Annotated in this window: 16 protein-coding genes; 13 read left to right on the top strand and 3 right to left on the bottom strand. The window is 48.1% G+C overall.

Annotated features, from left to right (window positions below; genetic code table 11):
- The first annotated feature begins 204 nt into the window (after positions 1-204).
- The 9 genes from MHB46_RS08185 (at position 205) to MHB46_RS08145 (ending at position 9,605) form a co-directional block, all read left to right on the top strand.
- Positions 205-1,437, top strand: coding sequence for a glycosyltransferase family 4 protein (locus MHB46_RS08185; RefSeq protein WP_341163703.1), 1,233 nt, complete (start codon positions 205-207; stop codon positions 1,435-1,437).
- Complete coding sequence (locus tag MHB46_RS08180; protein ID WP_341162044.1) at positions 1,434-2,675, top strand: glycosyltransferase family 4 protein; 1,242 nt, start codon at positions 1,434-1,436, stop codon at positions 2,673-2,675. The genes MHB46_RS08185 and MHB46_RS08180 overlap by 4 nt, the downstream gene beginning before the upstream one ends.
- A complete protein-coding gene (locus tag MHB46_RS08175; protein WP_341162043.1) occupies positions 2,653-3,462 on the top strand; it encodes a WecB/TagA/CpsF family glycosyltransferase in 810 nt (269 codons plus the stop codon). Before MHB46_RS08180 ends, MHB46_RS08175 begins: the two co-directional genes overlap by 23 nt.
- A 51-nt stretch (positions 3,463-3,513) precedes the next feature.
- Complete coding sequence (locus tag MHB46_RS08170) at positions 3,514-4,854, top strand: UDP-glucose dehydrogenase family protein (protein ID WP_341163702.1); 1,341 nt, start codon at positions 3,514-3,516, stop codon at positions 4,852-4,854.
- A gap of 14 nt (positions 4,855-4,868) precedes the next feature.
- Complete coding sequence (locus MHB46_RS08165) at positions 4,869-5,846, top strand: LCP family glycopolymer transferase (RefSeq protein ID WP_341162042.1); 978 nt, start codon at positions 4,869-4,871, stop codon at positions 5,844-5,846.
- Between the two features lie 132 nt (positions 5,847-5,978).
- The gene (locus tag MHB46_RS08160) at positions 5,979-6,470 is read left to right on the top strand and encodes a hypothetical protein (protein ID WP_061830260.1); all 492 of its coding nucleotides are present in this window, start codon (positions 5,979-5,981) and stop codon (positions 6,468-6,470) included.
- A 109-nt stretch (positions 6,471-6,579) separates the two neighbouring features.
- Positions 6,580-7,500, top strand: coding sequence for an ABC transporter ATP-binding protein (locus MHB46_RS08155; protein WP_061830259.1), 921 nt, complete (start codon positions 6,580-6,582; stop codon positions 7,498-7,500).
- The gene (locus tag MHB46_RS08150) at positions 7,493-8,275 is read left to right on the top strand and encodes an ABC transporter permease (protein WP_165176441.1); all 783 of its coding nucleotides are present in this window, start codon (positions 7,493-7,495) and stop codon (positions 8,273-8,275) included. The genes MHB46_RS08155 and MHB46_RS08150 overlap by 8 nt, the downstream gene beginning before the upstream one ends.
- Before the next feature lie 244 nt (positions 8,276-8,519).
- Positions 8,520-9,605 (top strand): AI-2E family transporter, encoded by a 1,086-nt coding sequence (locus MHB46_RS08145; protein WP_341162041.1) that lies wholly within the window; start codon positions 8,520-8,522, stop codon positions 9,603-9,605.
- Between the two features lie 18 nt (positions 9,606-9,623).
- Here the strand turns inward: MHB46_RS08145 and MHB46_RS08140 are convergent, their stop codons facing one another.
- Positions 9,624-10,085 carry a bactofilin family protein gene (locus tag MHB46_RS08140; RefSeq protein ID WP_341162040.1) on the bottom strand — a complete coding sequence of 154 codons (462 nt, stop codon included), beginning with the start codon at positions 10,083-10,085 and terminating at the stop codon, positions 9,624-9,626.
- A gap of 45 nt (positions 10,086-10,130) precedes the next feature.
- Positions 10,131-11,162 (bottom strand): M23 family metallopeptidase, encoded by a 1,032-nt coding sequence (locus tag MHB46_RS08135; protein ID WP_023987449.1) that lies wholly within the window; start codon positions 11,160-11,162, stop codon positions 10,131-10,133.
- A 146-nt stretch (positions 11,163-11,308) separates the two neighbouring features.
- Here MHB46_RS08135 and cls point away from each other — a divergent pair, with 146 nt between their 5' ends.
- On the top strand, positions 11,309-12,739 hold the full coding sequence (cls, locus tag MHB46_RS08130) for a cardiolipin synthase (RefSeq protein ID WP_341162039.1): 1,431 nt from the start codon (positions 11,309-11,311) through the stop codon (positions 12,737-12,739).
- 195 nt (positions 12,740-12,934) lie between these two features.
- A complete protein-coding gene (locus MHB46_RS08125; RefSeq protein WP_081276708.1) occupies positions 12,935-13,879 on the top strand; it encodes a YitT family protein in 945 nt (314 codons plus the stop codon).
- Between the two features lie 69 nt (positions 13,880-13,948).
- On the opposite strand, the gene ligD is transcribed toward MHB46_RS08125, so the two are convergent.
- A complete protein-coding gene (ligD, locus tag MHB46_RS08120; protein WP_341162038.1) occupies positions 13,949-14,851 on the bottom strand; it encodes a non-homologous end-joining DNA ligase in 903 nt (300 codons plus the stop codon).
- 214 nt (positions 14,852-15,065) lie between these two features.
- Here ligD and MHB46_RS08115 point away from each other — a divergent pair, with 214 nt between their 5' ends.
- Together MHB46_RS08115 and MHB46_RS08110 are read left to right on the top strand one after the other, a co-directional pair.
- Positions 15,066-16,334 (top strand): sulfotransferase family protein, encoded by a 1,269-nt coding sequence (locus MHB46_RS08115; protein WP_341162037.1) that lies wholly within the window; start codon positions 15,066-15,068, stop codon positions 16,332-16,334.
- On the top strand, positions 16,331-18,256 hold the full coding sequence (locus MHB46_RS08110) for an asparagine synthase-related protein (protein WP_341162036.1): 1,926 nt from the start codon (positions 16,331-16,333) through the stop codon (positions 18,254-18,256). Before MHB46_RS08115 ends, MHB46_RS08110 begins: the two co-directional genes overlap by 4 nt.
- Positions 18,257-18,273 lie beyond the last annotated feature (17 nt).

Raw genomic sequence — 18,273 nt, 5'->3', positions numbered from 1 at the left:
GACCCGGCGGTCAGTAGCGGAGCGGTCCATTTGAATCTGAAGAAGCGCTAGCGTTCGCCTTTGCAGTGGGATTCTTACCGAGGAATGTTTTATATATCCAGGAATCCCACTGCAACAGCGATCGGAAGATCAAATGGAACGCGCAGCGGTCTCTAAACCCCACCGCCATAACTCACCCAATATGAAATGGCAGGAGCCCTGATGATGATTCAAAAAATATTGTATCTCCGCAATTTTGCCAGCAAAGTGAACGGGGACTCATACAATTTACAGGAAGTCGGTTTGGGCAAAGCACTCGTTCGAAAAGGCTATGATTGCGATATTGTTTACTACAACGATCGTAAAGAAACCCATCTGGAACAGGTCTACCGTCACGAAGGATGCACCTTGCGTATTATCTGGCTCCACGGGTTTAAGTTCTTAAGCAACAGCATCTACAGAGATGTTCTCAAAGATTCTTTTCTGGATGCTTATGGTCTGGTCATTACTACAGAATACAACCAGATCATGACCTATCTGCTTTCCCGCAAATGTCCTGATAAGCTGGCGTTGTATCACGGCCCATACCGAGATAACACGCACGCGCTGATCCGCAAACTGTACGATATTATGCTGCTGCCGAAGGTAGCAAAATCTCTACGCCGTACCTATGTCAAATCCGATCTCGCCAAGCGCTATTTGGAGAATAAAGGTTTTGACAACGTGGTTACGATTGGAGTCGGACTGGATCGCAGTAAAGTAGAGAGAGCATTCGATAGTGACACCAGTAACAACAGTGAAGACATAAGCGGAGACCGTGAGGAAAACCGTGAGGTCGCGAATGAGCTGCGTCGAATCGGTGATCGTCCGGTGCTACTGTATGTTGGTGTACTGGAGGAACGGAGAAATATACATTTTATGCTGACTACGTTCAAAAGGGTACTCCAAAAGCATCCTAGCTGCCTTTTGTTAATGGTCGGGGATGGACGGAAGACGGACACAGACCGCTATTGGACATATGCTCATGAACTGGGAATAACGGACAGTATTATACATTTTTCAAGAGTGGAGCAACGTCATCTGTGGCAGGTTTACGGAGCGGCGGATGTGATGCTGTTTCCGACCCAATACGATATTTTTGGTATGGTGCTGCTGGAAAGCATGCTGTTTCGCGTCCCGATTATCTCTTCGGTAAACGGGGGCTCGGTTACCTTGATTGAGGACGGGGTAAGCGGAGTGATGCTGAGAAGCTTTTCAGAAGAGGAATGGTCTGGTCGAATAGGCGATTTGCTGGATAATGCTGAGCTGAGACGAAGTATGGCGGAGAAGGCCTTCCTTACGGTCGAGCGTATGTCGTGGGATCGCATTGCGGATGAGATAGTAAGCCATCAAGGGATCAAGCCCAGAAGTTCTAACCACGCTATGCAATCAACGCAGGAAAGAGGGGCAGCCACGTGAGCCAACAGGTCAGCAGACAGATGAACCCTCCTGTAAGCAAGGTGCTGATCATCCATAACTTTTATCAGCAAGCCGGGGGGGAAGACAAGGTTGTCGAGCAAGAATCAGCTATGCTGCGTTCCAGAGGAATAGAGACAGAGCATTACTATGTGCACAACGACAGCATTCAAAGCAGAGGGCTAGCGAACATGGCAAAGCTGGCGGTAGAGGCGGCATGGTCCCTGCCGGAATTCAAAAGAATCAAGAAGCTGCTTTTACAGGTGAAGCCAGATGTGGTACATGTGCATAATTTTTTCCCGGTTATATCCCCTTCGGTCTATCATGCTTGTGAACGGCTGGGGATTCCGGTTGTCCAGACACTGCACAATTACAGGCTGATTTGTCCGGCGGCAACCTTTATGCGAGGGAATAAGGTTTGTGAAAAATGCCTGCACGGCACGCTGCTGCATTCCATCCGTCATGGATGCTATCGAGGTTCACAGCTTCAGACGATTCCGGTAGCGGCGATGATTAAGTTCAACGATCTGATCGGCACATGGCAGCACAAGGTAAGTCGCTATATTGCGCTGACAGAGTTTGCACGGGACAAATTTGCCGAAAGCGGTATTCCGCTGGATCGTATCGCGGTAAAGCCGAATTTTGTCCATCATAAAACAGTGAAAACCCAGTATGACCCGAATGATCGTTATTTATTGTTCGTGGGACGGATTTCAGCTGAAAAAGGGGTTCGCAATCTGTTGCAAGCTTGGTCACAGTTGGAAGATCGGGGGGGATTGAGACTGGTCATCATTGGGGATGGTCCGGAAAAGGCTGAATTGACCGCTGCTTATCCGCAGGAAGACGTTCGGTTTCTCGGTAAGCAGGATGGAGACACGGTACTGGATTGCATGAGCCGAGCCATGTATGTCATGGTGCCTTCCATTTGGTATGAAGGATTTCCCATGACCATTGTAGAGTCTTTTTCTGTTGGAACTCCGGTATTATGCAGCCGGCTCGGTGCACTGGAGGAAGTCGTGGAGGACGGGGTGACGGGTTTCCATTTTCAACATGATGATTTGGAAAATATAAAGACTGTGATTCGCTGTGCAGTAGCCTATGAAAACTATGCAGCTATGAGACAGAAGGTGTCGGAAAACTACGCTGCACGCTATACGGAAGAAGTGAATGTGAAGCAGCTGATGGCGATATATAGCGAGGCGATGGAGGAGCGTGATTATGAAGCAGCTGCCCCAATATAGAGTCGGAAGGATTGCGGATGCAGATATTGCAGCACTTACGTTTCAGGAGACGGTACACATGCTGGAACAATGGGCAGTCGGACGAAAGGACGGCTATGTTTGTATTTGCAACACGCATTCCATTGTCACAGCCGGGAATCATTCCGAGTTCCACGAAGCGCTCACTCAAGCCGATTTGTGTACTCCGGACGGTATGCCGTTGGTATGGGCGCTCAAGCTGTACGGATTTGAGCGTCAGGATCGGGTAGATGGTCCCAGTCTGATGCTCAAGTTGTGCGAACGTGCGCCACAGACGAAGGTAAGTATATATTTTTACGGCAGTACGCCGGATACGCTGGATAGCTTAAAAGAAAGAGTAGAACAGGATTACCCCGGAATCCGCATCGCGGGCAGCTTTTCGCCGCCATTTCGTGAGCTTCACCCAGATGAGGAGGAGCGGATCATTGATGAAATCAATGCGTCTGGCGCGCATATCATATTCGTCAGCTTAGGCTGCCCGAAGCAGGAAATATGGATGCATCGAAACAAAGACCGCATTCATGGCGTGATGATTGGAGTAGGGGCGGCCTTTGACTATATCACTGGAAAGGTTCGTAGACCGCCACTAGCGATACAAAAGCTGGGGCTGGAGTGGCTGTACCGTCTGATCTGTGAACCGAAGCGATTATGGAAGAGGTATGCCTATAACAATCCGATGTATGTATACCGTTTTCTAAAATCTTATCGGCAAAACAAACGGCTTACGCTTTATCATAATCGGCTTGCAGGAAGAGATATAGAGAAGTGAAGTCGGTAAAAGCAGGATGCAATGAGACAGCAAGTAAAAGGGGGAGTTGCTTTGAAGCTATGTGTAATTGGTGCAGGGTATGTCGGGCTGGTGTCGGGGGTCTGTTTTGCCGCACTCGGGAATACCGTCGTCTGTGTAGATCAGAATGAGGACAAAATTCATCAGCTGCGTGCAGGTGGGGTGCCGATTTATGAACCGGGACTAAAGGCTCTAATTAAAGATAATGTAGAACAAGGCCGACTAAGCTTTACAACAGATACGGCTGCTTCGGTGGAGGCAGCCGAAATTGTTATTTTGGCGGTCGGCACGCCTTCACTGCCAGGCGGAGAAGCGAACCTGTCCTATATTGAAGAAGCCGCCTGCGAGGTGGCAGACGCCATGAATGGCTACAAAGTAATTGTCACCAAAAGCACGGTGCCTGTCGGAACGAACGAACGTATTCAAAATTGGATTGCGAGCCGCACAAACTATTCGTTTGGTGTGGCTTCGGTTCCTGAATTTTTACGCGAAGGCTCAGCAGTCATAGACACCCTACAGCCAGATCGAATCATCATCGGAGCTTCCGATCCGCATGTGTCCGCTGTGCTGACTACACTGCACGAGCCGTTGACGACAAATATCGTAACCACGGATATCCGTTCGGCGGAGATGATCAAGTACGCGTCGAATGCTTTTTTGGCGACCAAAATTTCGTTTATTAATGAGATTGCAAATATTTGCGAAAAGGTGGGCGCAGACGTTACACGCGTGGCACACGGTATGGGACTGGATCAGCGGATCGGTTCCTCCTTTTTGTCTGCTGGTATCGGCTATGGGGGTTCCTGTTTTCCCAAGGATACACAAGCTCTGATCCAAATTGCAGGTAACGTGGACTATGAATTCAAGCTGCTGAAATCTGTGGTGGAAGTGAATCAGGGGCAACGTTTTAACGTGATTCGTAAACTGAAAGAGGCGCTGGGTGATCTGGAGGGAGCTACGATTGGTATATGGGGACTGGCCTTTAAACCGAATACAGATGACGTAAGAGATGCCCCGGCGCTGGATATCATGCAGTCGCTGCTGGAGGCAGGGGCGCAAATTCGTGCGTATGACCCGATCGCTACGGCTAACTTCCGCAGACTGCTGGACAGCTCGGAAGTAACGTGGGCAGATAGCGCACGAGAAGCGGCAGAGGGATGTGACGCACTGTGTCTATTGACGGAATGGGAAGAGTTTGGTGATATCGGGTTGGGTGAGCTGAATGAGCTTATGAAGTATCCAATTATGATTGACGGACGCAATGTGTACAGCGAAGAGCAAATCAGACAATCCGCCTTTGCATACTATTCTGTCGGCAGGCCACAGATGAACAATCTGGATGTAGATCGTCATCCGTCTGTAGTGAATCCGTAAAGGGGAGGCTGCGTATGAAACGATGGCTGAAGGTGACATTGGGGGCTGTGGCGTTATTGGTCGTAGGGGCTACTGCCTACACCGCTTATGTGTATCATTCCTTTAAAACAGCGGCGAATGCGATGTATCATCCGCGCAGCATCGTGCACCCTGGGGCGGTTTCTACCCTTGCAACGGGCGGAGCAGGGCGATCTGTAGGTACAGACACTGGATCAAGTACACCCAATCCGGCAGCCATCTCCCAGTTCAAGCCGTTCACCGTGCTGGTGCTGGGCGTAGATCGGCGGCCTCACGATCCAGGACGATCGGATACGATGATCGTTTTGTCTGTTAACCCTGCCGAAGGCTCTATGTTGATGTTCAACATTCCGCGTGATACGCGAACAGAGTTGATCGGCAAGGGGCGTGAGGACAAAATCAATCACGCTTTTGCTTTTGGGGGCGTGGATATGTCGATTCGTACGGTTGAGCATTTTTTGAACCATCCGATAGATTACTATGTACAGATGAACATGGAAGGGTTTGCGAAAATGGTGGACCTTATGGGGGGAGTGGAGGTTCATAATCCACTTGATTTTCAATATGAGGGCCATCATTTTGCGCAGGGTAATTTGAACTTGAACGGGGCTGAGGCGTTGGCCTACGCTCGTATGCGATTCGATGATCCACGTGGGGATCTCGGAAGAAATGCCCGTCAGCGGGAGCTACTCAAGCAAATTCTGGCCCAGTCCATCAGCAAGGAAGGGCTGTTGAGGGTAAAGCCGATATTGGAAGCAGCGGGGGAGCAGATTCGCACAGACATTACCTTTGACGATATGACCACTTTCCTGACCCGGATCGGTCCGTCCCTCAAGCAGACGGATACCGTTGAACTGAAGGGACATGGGCGTAAAATTAACGGTGTATATTATTACATTGTGGAGGAGCAGGAACGCCAGCGTCTCCATGGAGTGCTGGAGAAGCACATGCTTACCACGGCCATATCGCCTTAGGTAAGCCTTATGTAGACGGGTGCCCTATTTGGGAGGTCACCCGTTATTTTCTTCTAAAGACTTCTAAACAAGGCTTGTCCCACATACATCTGTAGAGAATTCGGTATAGTCGAACAGAGGGAGGGGCAGTGTGTGCTGTTTAGAAGGAGAGCGGCTTCGGCGTTCGTCCGTAAGCTATTATATTTTGCCATCATATGTGGATTGTTATGGCTGCTGTGGCTGGGTCTGCGTGGGGTGATGTCTACAGGCGAGGGCGATCAAGCGGTAGAAGCACTGAACGAGTTCTACACTATGGAGCAATCGGGAAATTTCGGAGGATCATGGGAGTTTTTTCATTCGCAAATGAAAAAGAAATTCGAGAAATCTACGTATGTACAGCAGCGTGCGCACGTTTTTATGCAGGATATGGGGACGGATACGTTTACGTTTGAACTGGGGGAGCCGCAGGCTGAATATGACATTCGTACCGATCCGAATGGAGAAGAGTTAGGGAAAGTTTACCGTATTACAGTCACTCAGCATTACAAGACCCGATTCGGTAATTTTGATATCGTACAGCCTTGTTATGTGACGCAGGAAGATGAGAAGTGGCGGGTGCTTTGGATATACAAGGACAAGGAATAGAGGTTGCGTGGTGTTTCTAAAAGGTTAAATATGGTACAATACTTCCAAAACCGGAAATGTACAGTAAAATGGATCACAGCTTCACTCCGGATGGAAGGAGTTTCATAGCATGCAGCAAGCGACAGGACAGGTTCCCGTCATACGTATGGAGGGTGTGAGTAAAATCATTTCCTCAAAAGCGATCGTGGATGATCTGACGCTGGAGGTTCCGGCGGGGCAGGTATTTGGTTTCCTTGGACCCAATGGTGCGGGAAAAACGACCACCATCCGTATGATGGTTGGCCTGATTTCGATCAGCAAGGGCGATATTCATATTTGTGGAGACAGCATTAATACCGATTTTGAGAAGGCCGTTTCCCATGTCGGCGCGATTGTTGAGAACCCGGAGATGTACAAGTTTTTGACAGGCTATCAAAATTTGCAGCATTTTGCGCGAATGTCTCCTGGGGTGACCCAAGAGCGCGTGGATGAAGCGATTCGTTTGGTGGGACTCGGAAACCGAATTCATGATAAAGTAAAAACCTACTCGCTCGGGATGCGGCAGCGACTTGGGGTAGCTCAGGCGATTTTGCATCGACCGAAGCTGCTCGTGCTGGACGAGCCGACCAACGGCTTGGACCCGCAGGGTATTCGAGAACTGCGGGATTATTTGCGTCAATTGACCCGTACGGAAGGAATTACCGTGTTCGTATCAAGCCATTTGTTGTCTGAGATGGAGCTGATGTGCGACCGTGTAGCCATTATTCAGAGCGGACGGCTGGTTGATATCAAGCAGCTGAAGAATACAGGGGAGGAAGTGCAGACGGCAGAAATTGCTTTTGAGGTAAATGATGCCGAGCAAGCTTATGCGCTTGCTGGAGCAGGGCGCGTCGAAGGCAATCAACTGCTGCTTCACTTGGAGCGGGAACAGATCGCAGAGATGAACAGCCTGCTGGCTGCAAACGGAGTTAAAGTATATGCGATTCGCCCGATTGCCCGTACGCTGGAAGATCAATTTTTGGAAGTGACGGGAGGCGGGTTCATTGGCTGATTTTTTCAAGTTGGTACATAACGAAAATCTGAAAATTTACCTGCGTGTGCGCACATGGATTATGCTGGGTCTGCTGGCGGTCATCACTGCTGCGATTCCGATGCTGATTTCCCTGGTATCTGATCAGGTCAGTGTGTGGGATGGGATTGCGTTGACGACGTTGTTTACATTTTTCCTCAATACGACGTTTACGGTCATTGTAGCCGCTGATTCGGTGGCTGGTGAATTTACTTGGGGAACGATTAAGCTGCTGCTCATCCGACCTTGGACTCGAAGCAAAATATTGTTGTCCAAGTATATATCCGTGATTTTGTTCAGTTTGCTCGGAACGATCATTTTGATCTTGATGGTTACGCTGTCCTCATGGCTGATGTTATCCAAGGATGCACCAGCGGGTTCTGTTCCGCTGTTCAGTGATCCGATATCTTATGTAACGCTGAACTTCTTGTATAGCTATATCGCCTTATTCGTGACGATGGCCTTTGCATTTATGCTATCCGCAGTTTTCCGTTCCAGTGCCTTGGCGATTGGGCTGTCGCTGTTCATGATGTTCACCAAAACAGTCTATAACTCTATTGGCTTGTTCAGCACAGATCGTTTTGAATGGACCAAATACGTACTATTTACGCATATGGATCTGAAAAAATATCTAGATATGCCGCCGGGTACGGTAAGTTCCAGTCTAACCTTTTCGCTCACCGTGCTGGCCGCCTATTATGTGATTTTTATCGCCATTGCCTGGGTGGTTTTCGTAAAACGGGATGTTTCGACCTAAATGGAAGTGCCATAGAGTAACACAAAAGGACGTTCAAATGCCTAGCATTTGGACGTCCTTTTGTTATTTCAGGATGTTGCAAAATCCTCATTTAAGACTATTTTATCCTGTATCTATGTCATTTTTTACTACACATTCTGCGTGAAGGGGTATATTGTAAACTATTTTCAGCAACAATCAATCAATAGGGTCATTTTGCGTTTAAAGAGGTAGAGAGAAACAGAACAGAGGGGGGCCGCATGATATGCTGCAAAATAATCGTTTTTTTCGTCTGACTACTGGTATTGTCATGCTATTACTCATCATTTACTTGGGCACCAAAGTAAGCTTTATATTCAGTCCTCTCGTATCTTTGGTCAGCTTGCTGGTTGTACCGTTGATGCTATCTTTTTTCCTCTATTATTTATTGAGGCCGATTGTAGATGTAATGGAACGTAGAAAAATCAAACGATCTATCTCCATCTTGCTGATTTATTTGGTCATTGGAGTGTTATTGTTTGTTTTCTCATGGGGTGTGTGGCCTACGCTACGTGATCAGGTAACCAATTTATTTGAAAATGCGCCGAAGCTCATTAAAAGTCTGGTTGATCAATTGAGCCAATGGCGGCATAATCAATCCTTGAGACAAGTGCTGCCTCCGGGTGAAGACCCGCTGTCACAACTGTCAGATACGTTGAACGAAGCTTTTTCGACACTGTCTGATTATTCGGTAAAGCTGGTATCGTTCGTGTCCTACTTTTTTATCGTATTGGCTACTTTTCCTATATTGCTCTATTACATGCTGAAGGAAGGGAACAAGTTTGGCCCTAAAATGCTAAACTTCTTTCCTAAAAAATATCACAAAGACGCGTTGGAGGTCATGGAAGATATCGATAGCGCGCTCAGCAGCTTTATCGTCAGTCGGGTGCTGATCAATATCGCGTTGGGTGTGATGATGTTCCTTGGATTTTTAATTATTGGTTTGCCTTATGCCTTGCTGCTCGCCGTTATTTCGATTTTTCTTAATTTTATTCCCTATGTGGGGGCAGTGGCTGCTTCTATACCTGTAGTTATTATTGGATTTCTCGAATCACCTTCGATGGCGCTCTGGTCGCTGGTCGTGGTGATTGCTGCACAGCAAATTCAGGATAATTGGCTGTCACCTATAGTTTTTGGCAAGCAGCTGGATATTCATCCATTGACTGTCGTTATTTTACTGTTGGTTGGTGGCGACCTGCTCGGGATTCTGGGTATCATTTTGGTGATTCCATTGTATATGTGCGGAAAAATTGTCATACGTAAGGTGTACCAATTATTTTTGGAACGCAGAGTGGAGGATATTATGGAATGAATGGAGTATATACTGATTTTACCCTGCTTCGGATTGCAGATCGGCTTGGCTGTCCTCCCTGTTTTTGCTGAAACTAGATTGGGTTTCGTCGTTTGACTCATCCGTAGAAATTGACAACTCTACATCCTTTGTTCGGTTCATTTGACTTGTGCCGTCCAGTACACCGCCTTCAGATATGACCAATACAGCGGTCGCCGTATTTCCGTACAGTTCACCTGTCGGCGTAATGGTCAGTCGTCCTTCTGTAGTAATGCTGCCGAACACCTTACCGGCAAGAATGACGTCTTGTGCGATGATGTCCGAACGTACCACAGCAGATTCTCCAATGACGACAGTACGAGTGCTGCGGATATCGCCCTGAAAATGACCGTCAATCCGAATATTGGCCTCTGCCTCAACTGAACCTTCAAAGCTGGTGCCATTAGCGAGCAGTGTATCCATAGCTGGGGCGGAGAGCTTTTTTTTGGATTCCTTGAACATGATGGTTTTCCCCCAATCTTTTATTGTAAGGATTTTGAAAAGTCCTCATTGTACATACAGTAATGGATCGACAGGTTGGTTATGCTTGACGATCTGAAAATGAAGATGAGGTCCCGTGCTTCTCCCGGTACTTCCTAACAGACCGATGGTCTGTCCTTTGTGGACACGATCTCCCGGAGCCACCTGCATGCCGCTCAGGTGCATATACCAGCTCTGGAGTCCGTCAGGATGCTGGATGATGATGCACTTGCCGCGGGCTCCGCTTGAAGCAGCCTCCAAGACGGTGCCTGCTCCTGCTGCATAGACAGGATCACCGGTTTGTCCGGCAATGTCCACGCCTGAATGAAAGGCAGATCTACCCGTAAAAGGGTCGCTGCGATAGCCGAAACTGGAGGTCATTCGCCGTGAACCTACAGGCCAAACGGAGGGATTCCCTTGTTCGGCAAGAGCCAGCCTACGGGTCTGGAGTAGCTGTGCGGCTTGTTTGCGCTCCAGATTCTGCTGTACGGCATTTGCTTGCTGAATAGAGCGGGGAACCGTACGTTCCACCGTGTCCAACAGAGATTCGATCTCCTGAAAATCATCCATTGCCTGGCGAGTTAGGAGGGCAGTATTTTCATGCACTGCGATCAGTTCACCTCCAATATGGCCGGAAGCATCCCAGGAGAGCGGCGTCATGGTCTTTTTATGGTTACTTGTGGCAGATGAGTTTCCATGTTTACGAATGAATTGCTGCATTTGTTGTTCCAGCTCTGTTACGCGCTGAAGGCGTTCACGAATATTGGTGGCTTGATTCGTCAGCTCCATGACTTCCTGCCGTAGTCGCCCAATGGCTGCATCCTTGTCCGCTACCGTGACCTCCATCTGCAAACTCTGGACAGCAAGATTCGTTTCCATTTGGGAGATAATATGGGAAGAACGGATTTGCAGCCCGATCACGAGTGTAGAGATAGAGGCGATCACAAGAGTCGGGACGAGAATGACAGCGGCAGTAGAGCATTGTAGCTGCTTGGGCGGTTGCTGTGCATCCCGAATAACAAGCAGGGTCATCCGGCGATTTAGGCTTCCTTTTTTCATAATCGCTCCTTTCCGGACATCGCTCCTATAGTGCTTGGTTACTATCTATTCAGCTTAAGAGGCAAACATGTCAAAAAAATTGGAGCTTAGTATAAAACGTAGATGAGGATTTTGCAAAATCCTAAGATATATAAGGAGGCTTAGACATGCTGTGGTTGCTGTTGGTTTTAATTGTTTTTATTTTTCAGACCGGGACGATCCTGCTCTTTGAATTTCGCAAGCCGTCCAAAGCGGTAGCCTGGCTCTTTATTTTGTTTTGCTTCCCGCTCATTGGCTTTGTCGTGTACTACTTTGTTGCACAGGATTATCAGAAGCGCAAAATGGTTCGAAAAGGGGGATCGCAGCTGTTTCGTGAATTTCGCAAGCGTCTGTGGGCGCAATCCAAAGTGATTGAACATGTGGAGCAAATGCATAATCCTCATTTCAAGCATCAGGAGCGTCTGTTTAACCAGTTAATTCGTATGTCGGAAAACCCGTTGACTGGATGTAATCGCACACGTGTGCTGACGAACGGTGAAGAAACCTTCGAGGCTATGCTGACAGCGATGGAAAATGCGCAACATCATATCCATGTGGAGTTTTACATATTTCGGGCTGACGAAATCGGAAGAAAGTTTCAAGAGGTCATGATCCGCAAGGCACGTGAGGGAGTAAAGGTACGATTCGTTGTGGACGGTGTAGGAAGCTACCATTTGCCCTATTCCTTTATTCGTACCTGTAGTGAGGCGGGAGTAGAATTTCATTATTTTCTACCCCCGTTTTTCGCCACGCTGGACCGCCGGATTAACTATCGCAATCACAGGAAAATCGTGGTGGTGGACGGCATGATCGGATTTGTAGGAGGGATTAATGTAGGCGACGATTATCTCGGAAAATACCCCAAAGTGGGATTTTGGAGGGATACACACTTGCAGATTGAAGGAGATAGCGTCTATTTTCTGCAAAATGCATTTCTTAGCGACTGGAAGCTGGCCTCAGGGGAGAGATTGATGGATGTGAATTTATTTCCTCCACATACCTGCACCGGGGATGAGGAAGTACAGATTTTGAGCAGCGGTCCCGATCAGGTTTGGGATACGATTCAGGAAATGTGTTTTGGAGCGCTCACAGTTGCCAAAAAGCGGATTTGGATTACGACGCCGTATTTTATTCCCGATCTGGGGATTTATGAGGCGCTCAAGCTGGCAGCAGTCAGTGGCGTAGATGTGAAGATTATTATTCCCTACCAATCCGATTCGAAGCTGGTTCATCTGGCGTCTTTATCCTATGTGCAAGAATTGCTGGAGGCAGGGGTGGAGTTCTACCAATATCGAAAAGGATTTATTCACGCCAAAGTGGTGATTGTTGATGATTTACTCGGTTCGGTCGGGACCGCCAATATGGACATGCGCAGCTTTTTCTATAATTTTGAGTTGACCGCTATAGTTTTTGCTAATTCAGCGCTGGAACGGCTTTCGGCAGATTTTGTAGAGGACATTTCCAACTCCTCACGCATAGATTTGAACGTGTTCCGCAGACGGCCTCGATCTCAGAAAATAGCTGAAATTCTAACTCGCATGCTCTCTCCACTCCTTTAAAGGCGGTTTTCGCCGTTTTTATCGATATAATCCCTCTTTATTGTGATTTATGTGCTCTTTGCTAACTTTTTTGCGCAAAATCGCAGTTTTATGGTATACTATTCATATAACACAAGCGCGGTAAAGGAGAGGGGACTGCGGATAGCAGCCCCTTTTTCGGTCCAATATACCATACTGTAACGGGGGGATTTATATATGAGTGTAGTGAGCAAGGAAGTCCAAAATCTGTCTGAGATCACAGATGTGACCGGAGAGTTGACCAAGATCAGCAAAATTCCAGCTAATCCGAAGAACAAAGTAAAACGCCTGTTTCAGCGTGCAGCCATGATTGTGGTTGGTGCAGCTCTGATGGCAGTGGGATTGGAAATATTTCTGGTTCCTAACGGCGTTATTGACGGAGGCGTTACAGGTATTTCCATCATGGCCTCCAAGATTACTGGCTATCCGCTCGGTATTTTCCTGACCCTGTTGAACCTTCCATTTTTACTTATCGGCTACAAACAAATCGGTAAAACCTTCGCTTTATCCACATTATTCGGTATCGTCGTTATGTCCATCGGAACCGCGTTACTTCACAATGTAAGTGCATTGACTCCTGGCGAACCGCTGCTCGGCGCTATTTTTGGGGGCGTCATTCTCGGTGTTGGGGTGGGTCTTGTGATTCGGTCCGGCGGCTCGCTGGATGGGACAGAGATCGTAGCTATTCTCGTCAGTGAAAAAACTCCTTTTTCGGTCGGTGAGATCGTACTGTTCGTTAATATCTTCATTCTGGGAAGTGCAGGTTTTGTGTTCGGTTGGCCGAATGCCCTGTATTCCATGATTGCTTATTATATCGCCATGAAAATGATTGATATTACGATTGAAGGTCTGGATCAGTCCAAATCGGTCTGGATTATTAGTGAAAAATACCGTGATATCGGGGATGCCCTGACAGACCGTCTTGGACGGGGCGTCACTTATCTGGAAGGTGAAGGCGGCTTTACGGGCGAAAGCAAGAAAGTGATTTTCGTCGTCATTACCCGACTGGAGGAAGCGAAGCTGAAGAGCATCGTTGAAGATTGGGACCCACACGCTTTCGTGGCGATCGGTAACATTCACGATGTGAAGGGCGGACGTTTTAAGAAAAAAGGAATACACTAGCGCAAGGGGACAATTTCTCAGCCTAATGGCTGCGGGGTTCGTCCCCTTTTTTGTTCTTCCAAGCATGGATCAGGTTCGGTGTGCCTTGGTGCGCATATGCTTGAGGACGTCTTCTACGGGCTGGGGAGGAACCTTGTCGATCAAGTCGCCTACCTGGTTTAGTCGTTCCTCAATATTCAGCAAATGGTAGTCAAGTGGTGATACATCTTGCCGTACCTCTTCCCAGGTTAGCGGAGTAGAGACCGTAGCGCCGGGGCGTGCCCGCGGGGTATAAGGAGCGGCCAGAGTTTTCCCCTGATAATGCTGCAAATAATCAAAATAGATGGCTGTTCCACGATCCTTCTTTAACCGTTCGAGTGTGAACAGATGCGGGTGCTTTTCTGTCACAAACTGTCCGACTAATAGCCCGATGCTGCGAAGTTCGTCGAAGGTTATGCCTGTACGGATCGGAACGATAATTTGTACACCTGTGGCCCCGGATGTTTTGGGGACGGAATCCAAACCAAGCGAAGCCAGTACTTCACCGACAATAGAGGCGGCCTCCATAATACGTGGCTCCACCTCTCTGGATGGATCAAGGTCTATCATCCATTCACAGGGCAGCTTGCTTCCCGCTTCATGCAGAGAGGGGTGGAATTCCAACGCAGCTTGATTACCAAGCCAGAGAAGCTGTGGCAATTTGCCGAGCACGATATATTCAATACCATCATGCAGAGCGGTTTCAATATAGTCTGGCCGAGGACGTGGGGCATTTTTCTGATAAAAAAAATCACCATGAATCCCATGTGGCCAGCGGATGACGGTCAGCAGACGATGATGACAATATTTGAGCAGGAAGGGAGCCAATACCGCGAGCTTGCGAAGATATAGCGCCTTAGTCACGCCTGCTTCAGGCCACAGCAGTTTATCTGGGTTTGTGATAGGAATTTCCTGACCTTCAATGGTAATTGTACCTTTAACAGCTTGTCCCATAGTGCTATCCTCCTTTGGCTAATATGCAGCAAAATCTTTATTTACAGGCTGATTGTTGAGCTTATAGATCTACATATGGTTTAACATGAACGTGAAGTGCTGAATTTATCCATCAAAGGGATTGACAAGATACAATATGTATCATAAATTTATAATAAAAAATACGATATGTATCTATTAAAGTGTCTTGAGCAGAGGTAGAGGAGGAGTTTGCTTGATTGAAAAGCAAGGCGGAGGGCTGGTATTCCTGTTAAGTGTCCCTCGGAGTGGAAGCTCGCTGCTTACCGCCATTTTGCAAAACCATTCCCGCCTATTTGCCACGCAGGAAATGTGGTTTCTGCTCAGTTTATATGATCTTCCTCAGTCACATGCACGGCCATATGGAGGAACAGGGATAATTCGGCAATTTTTCGAAGGTATGGTCCCCCCCGACGTATTGGAGCAGGCCTCCCGTTCGTATGCACTTGAAATATATAATGGTCTGCTTCAAGGAACAACAGCAGATATGCTTATCGACAAATCCCCGCGTTACTATACGGTGCTGGAATTTATAGACCGTTTATTCCCAGATGCCCGCAGGCTGTGGCTTATCCGGAATCCTTTGGCCATTGTGGCCTCATTCAAAAAGGTTAATCAGCTACGGAATGGACGTTTTCAACTGCTGGAAGAACTGGGGAGCCCGCATTTTAATATGAAAATGACGGATATTACGGTTGGTTTATTCCGTTATGCTCATTATTTTGCTACACCTCATCCACTTGCATACCCGCTTAGGTATGAACAGCTCGTATCCAATCCAACGATGGAGATCGAGAAGCTGTGCGGTTTTCTGGGGATCAAGTATGAGCCGGGGATGGAAAAGTACGGAGACTTTGTGGATACGCCCAAATCCAGTCTTTTTTATAGTATGGGAGCGGGCGATCCCTTCGTAGGAGAGCATGAGCAGGCGCATCAGGATTCGGTACATAGCTGGCAACATTTGTTGAGTAAAACGGAAATTGAGCTGTATTGCAGAAGCATTGGGTCCCGCATGTTTAGGCAGCTTGGTTACGCGGAAGCGCTGGAGCAGGCTGAACAGATGACTGGAGTCCGCTTTGAAGATGAGCCGGATATAGAGCTGCTGAGTCGACGTACACAACAATTCCTCCAGCAAAGCGGCTTTGAATGGAAGGCGGCTTATCGGATGCTGGAAGAACAGGATGCAGATAACAGAGAACTCGTGATAAATGCAACCCGTCATGCAGCATCTCAAGATCCGGCAAGGATGCATGTGGACCAGATCGTGAACGATCGGCGGATTCAATCACTGGAAAACAGGTTGGCACATAGCTATGAGGAGCGGAACCGTCTTATCGCTCAGCTCCAAAGCTATCAACGCCCACATCAAGGTCTCCGATATCGCAGCCTCTTTGCCCGTAAGCTCGGGCGCTTGGCGTCTGTAGTGTTATCAAGTATAGGAAAAGAAAAAGGGGGAAGAACGTGAGTGCGATTGCCGGAATCTATAGCTTTGGGCATGAGTCCGTATGCACCGAAGAAGGCGGGAAAATGATGCAAGCTCTGCGAAAATATCCCGCTGACCGCGTATGCGCTTGGTGTGAAGGCTCTATTTTTTTGGGCTGTCATGCCCAGCATGTGACCCCGGAATCTGTTCATGAGCGTCTTCCCTTCTATGATGAGCTAAGAGATTTGGCAATCACGGCGGATGCAATTATTGACAATCGTTCCGAGCTGTTTGAACGGCTGGGAGTTGAGCAGGAACGGCGGCAAGATATGACGGACAGCGAGCTGATTTTGCTGGCATATGACAAATGGAGAGTGGATGCAGCCGCTTATCTGATAGGTGATTTTGCCTTTGTCATTTGGGATGCCAAGGAACATCGATTATATGGTGCTCGAGATATGACAGGCAATCGTACGTTGTACATCTACCAGCATGACCGAGGATTCGCGTTTAGCACGGTAGTCGCTCCGCTTTTGGCCCTGTCCTCTCTGCGAAAAGAATTGTATGAGCCATGGCTGGCCGAATTTTTGTCCATCCGCGCCATGCAGGAATCCGTCGATATCGGAACGACCGCATACAAGCATATCAACCAGCTTCCTCCTGCACATTGGTTCACTATGGAGGAGGGAAAGCGTACCCTTCATAAATATGCATGTCTGGATGAGGTAGAGCCACTGCGGCTCAAAACAGGGGGCGAGTACATAGAAGCTTTCCGCGAGGTGTTCACACAAGCGGTCACTGCCCGACTACGGACGCATCGCGCTGTAGGGGCTGCCTTAAGCGGAGGGCTGGATTCTGGAGCGGTTGCCAGCTTTGCCGCGCCATCGCTGCACTTGCAACAAAAGCCGCTGCATGCCTACAGCTATGTGCCTGTTCAAGATTTTACAGACTGGACACCGCCTACATTGCTGGCGAACGAACGAAGCTATATTCAGTCTACGGCTCGCTATGTGGGCAACATTCACGAGAATTATATGGATTTTGAGGGGAAAAGTCCGTTTTCAGAAATTGATATTTGGCTGGAACTCATGGAAGCACCCTACAAATATTTTGAAAACTCCTTCTGGATCAGAGGTTTTTACGAAAAAGCACAGGAGCACAATGTCGGTGTACTGTTGACCGGGGCACGAGGCAACTTTACCGTATCGTGGGGCCCTGCACTAGACTATTATGCCCGGCAGTTTCGTCGTTTGCACTGGTTGCAATCCTTTCAGGGATTGTGGCGGTACAGCAAGCTTACGGGCAGGCGCATGTCACATCTACTCCCCGTAATGTTGAAAAAAGCGACTTCACTTGAATCTCATTCATGGTTGCGGCGTAGCAATCGAAGTCCTGTTCCTTCCCTGATTCACCCGGAGTTTGCCAAACGGATGCATGTAGAAGATATTCCTGTATTGAGCGGAACAGGTTGGATAAAAAATGCCGATCAGACGAGAAAAGAGAAGTTCTCAAATTTGGCGATTGCCAACAAAAATGGTGTGGTTGCGACCAAACTTTCACTACGTTATGGCCTATGGGAACGTGATCCGACCGGGGACAGCCGGGTAATTCGTTTTTGCTTATCGGTGCCTTTTGAACAGTATGTGCAAAACGGTCGGGACCGTGCCCTCATTCGTAAAGCCATGCGTGATCATCTACCTGATGATGTTCGGTTGAACCAACGGGTACGCGGCGTGCAGCCTGCCGATTGGCTACATCGTATGCTTCCTTGCTGGGATACGTTTATGGGGGAGCTTCAACTGATGTGTCATGATTTACGAGCGGCTGAATATCTCAATATTGAGTTAATAAAGACGGCTATGGCGAAACTTCGCCATCCCCGCCCTGAACAGGCGTCTGATCCAAATATACGACTACTAATGCATAGCCTGATCGTGTACCGTTTTCTCTGTGGATTGAACTGATTCAGATTGATCCGGGC

It is taken from the genome of Paenibacillus sp. FSL H7-0703 (assembly GCF_038003485.1).
Taxonomy (GTDB): domain Bacteria; phylum Bacillota; class Bacilli; order Paenibacillales; family Paenibacillaceae; genus Paenibacillus; species Paenibacillus polymyxa_B.
The sequence above is the reverse complement of the archived record's forward strand: the minus strand, read 5'-3'. Positions and strand labels throughout refer to the sequence as shown.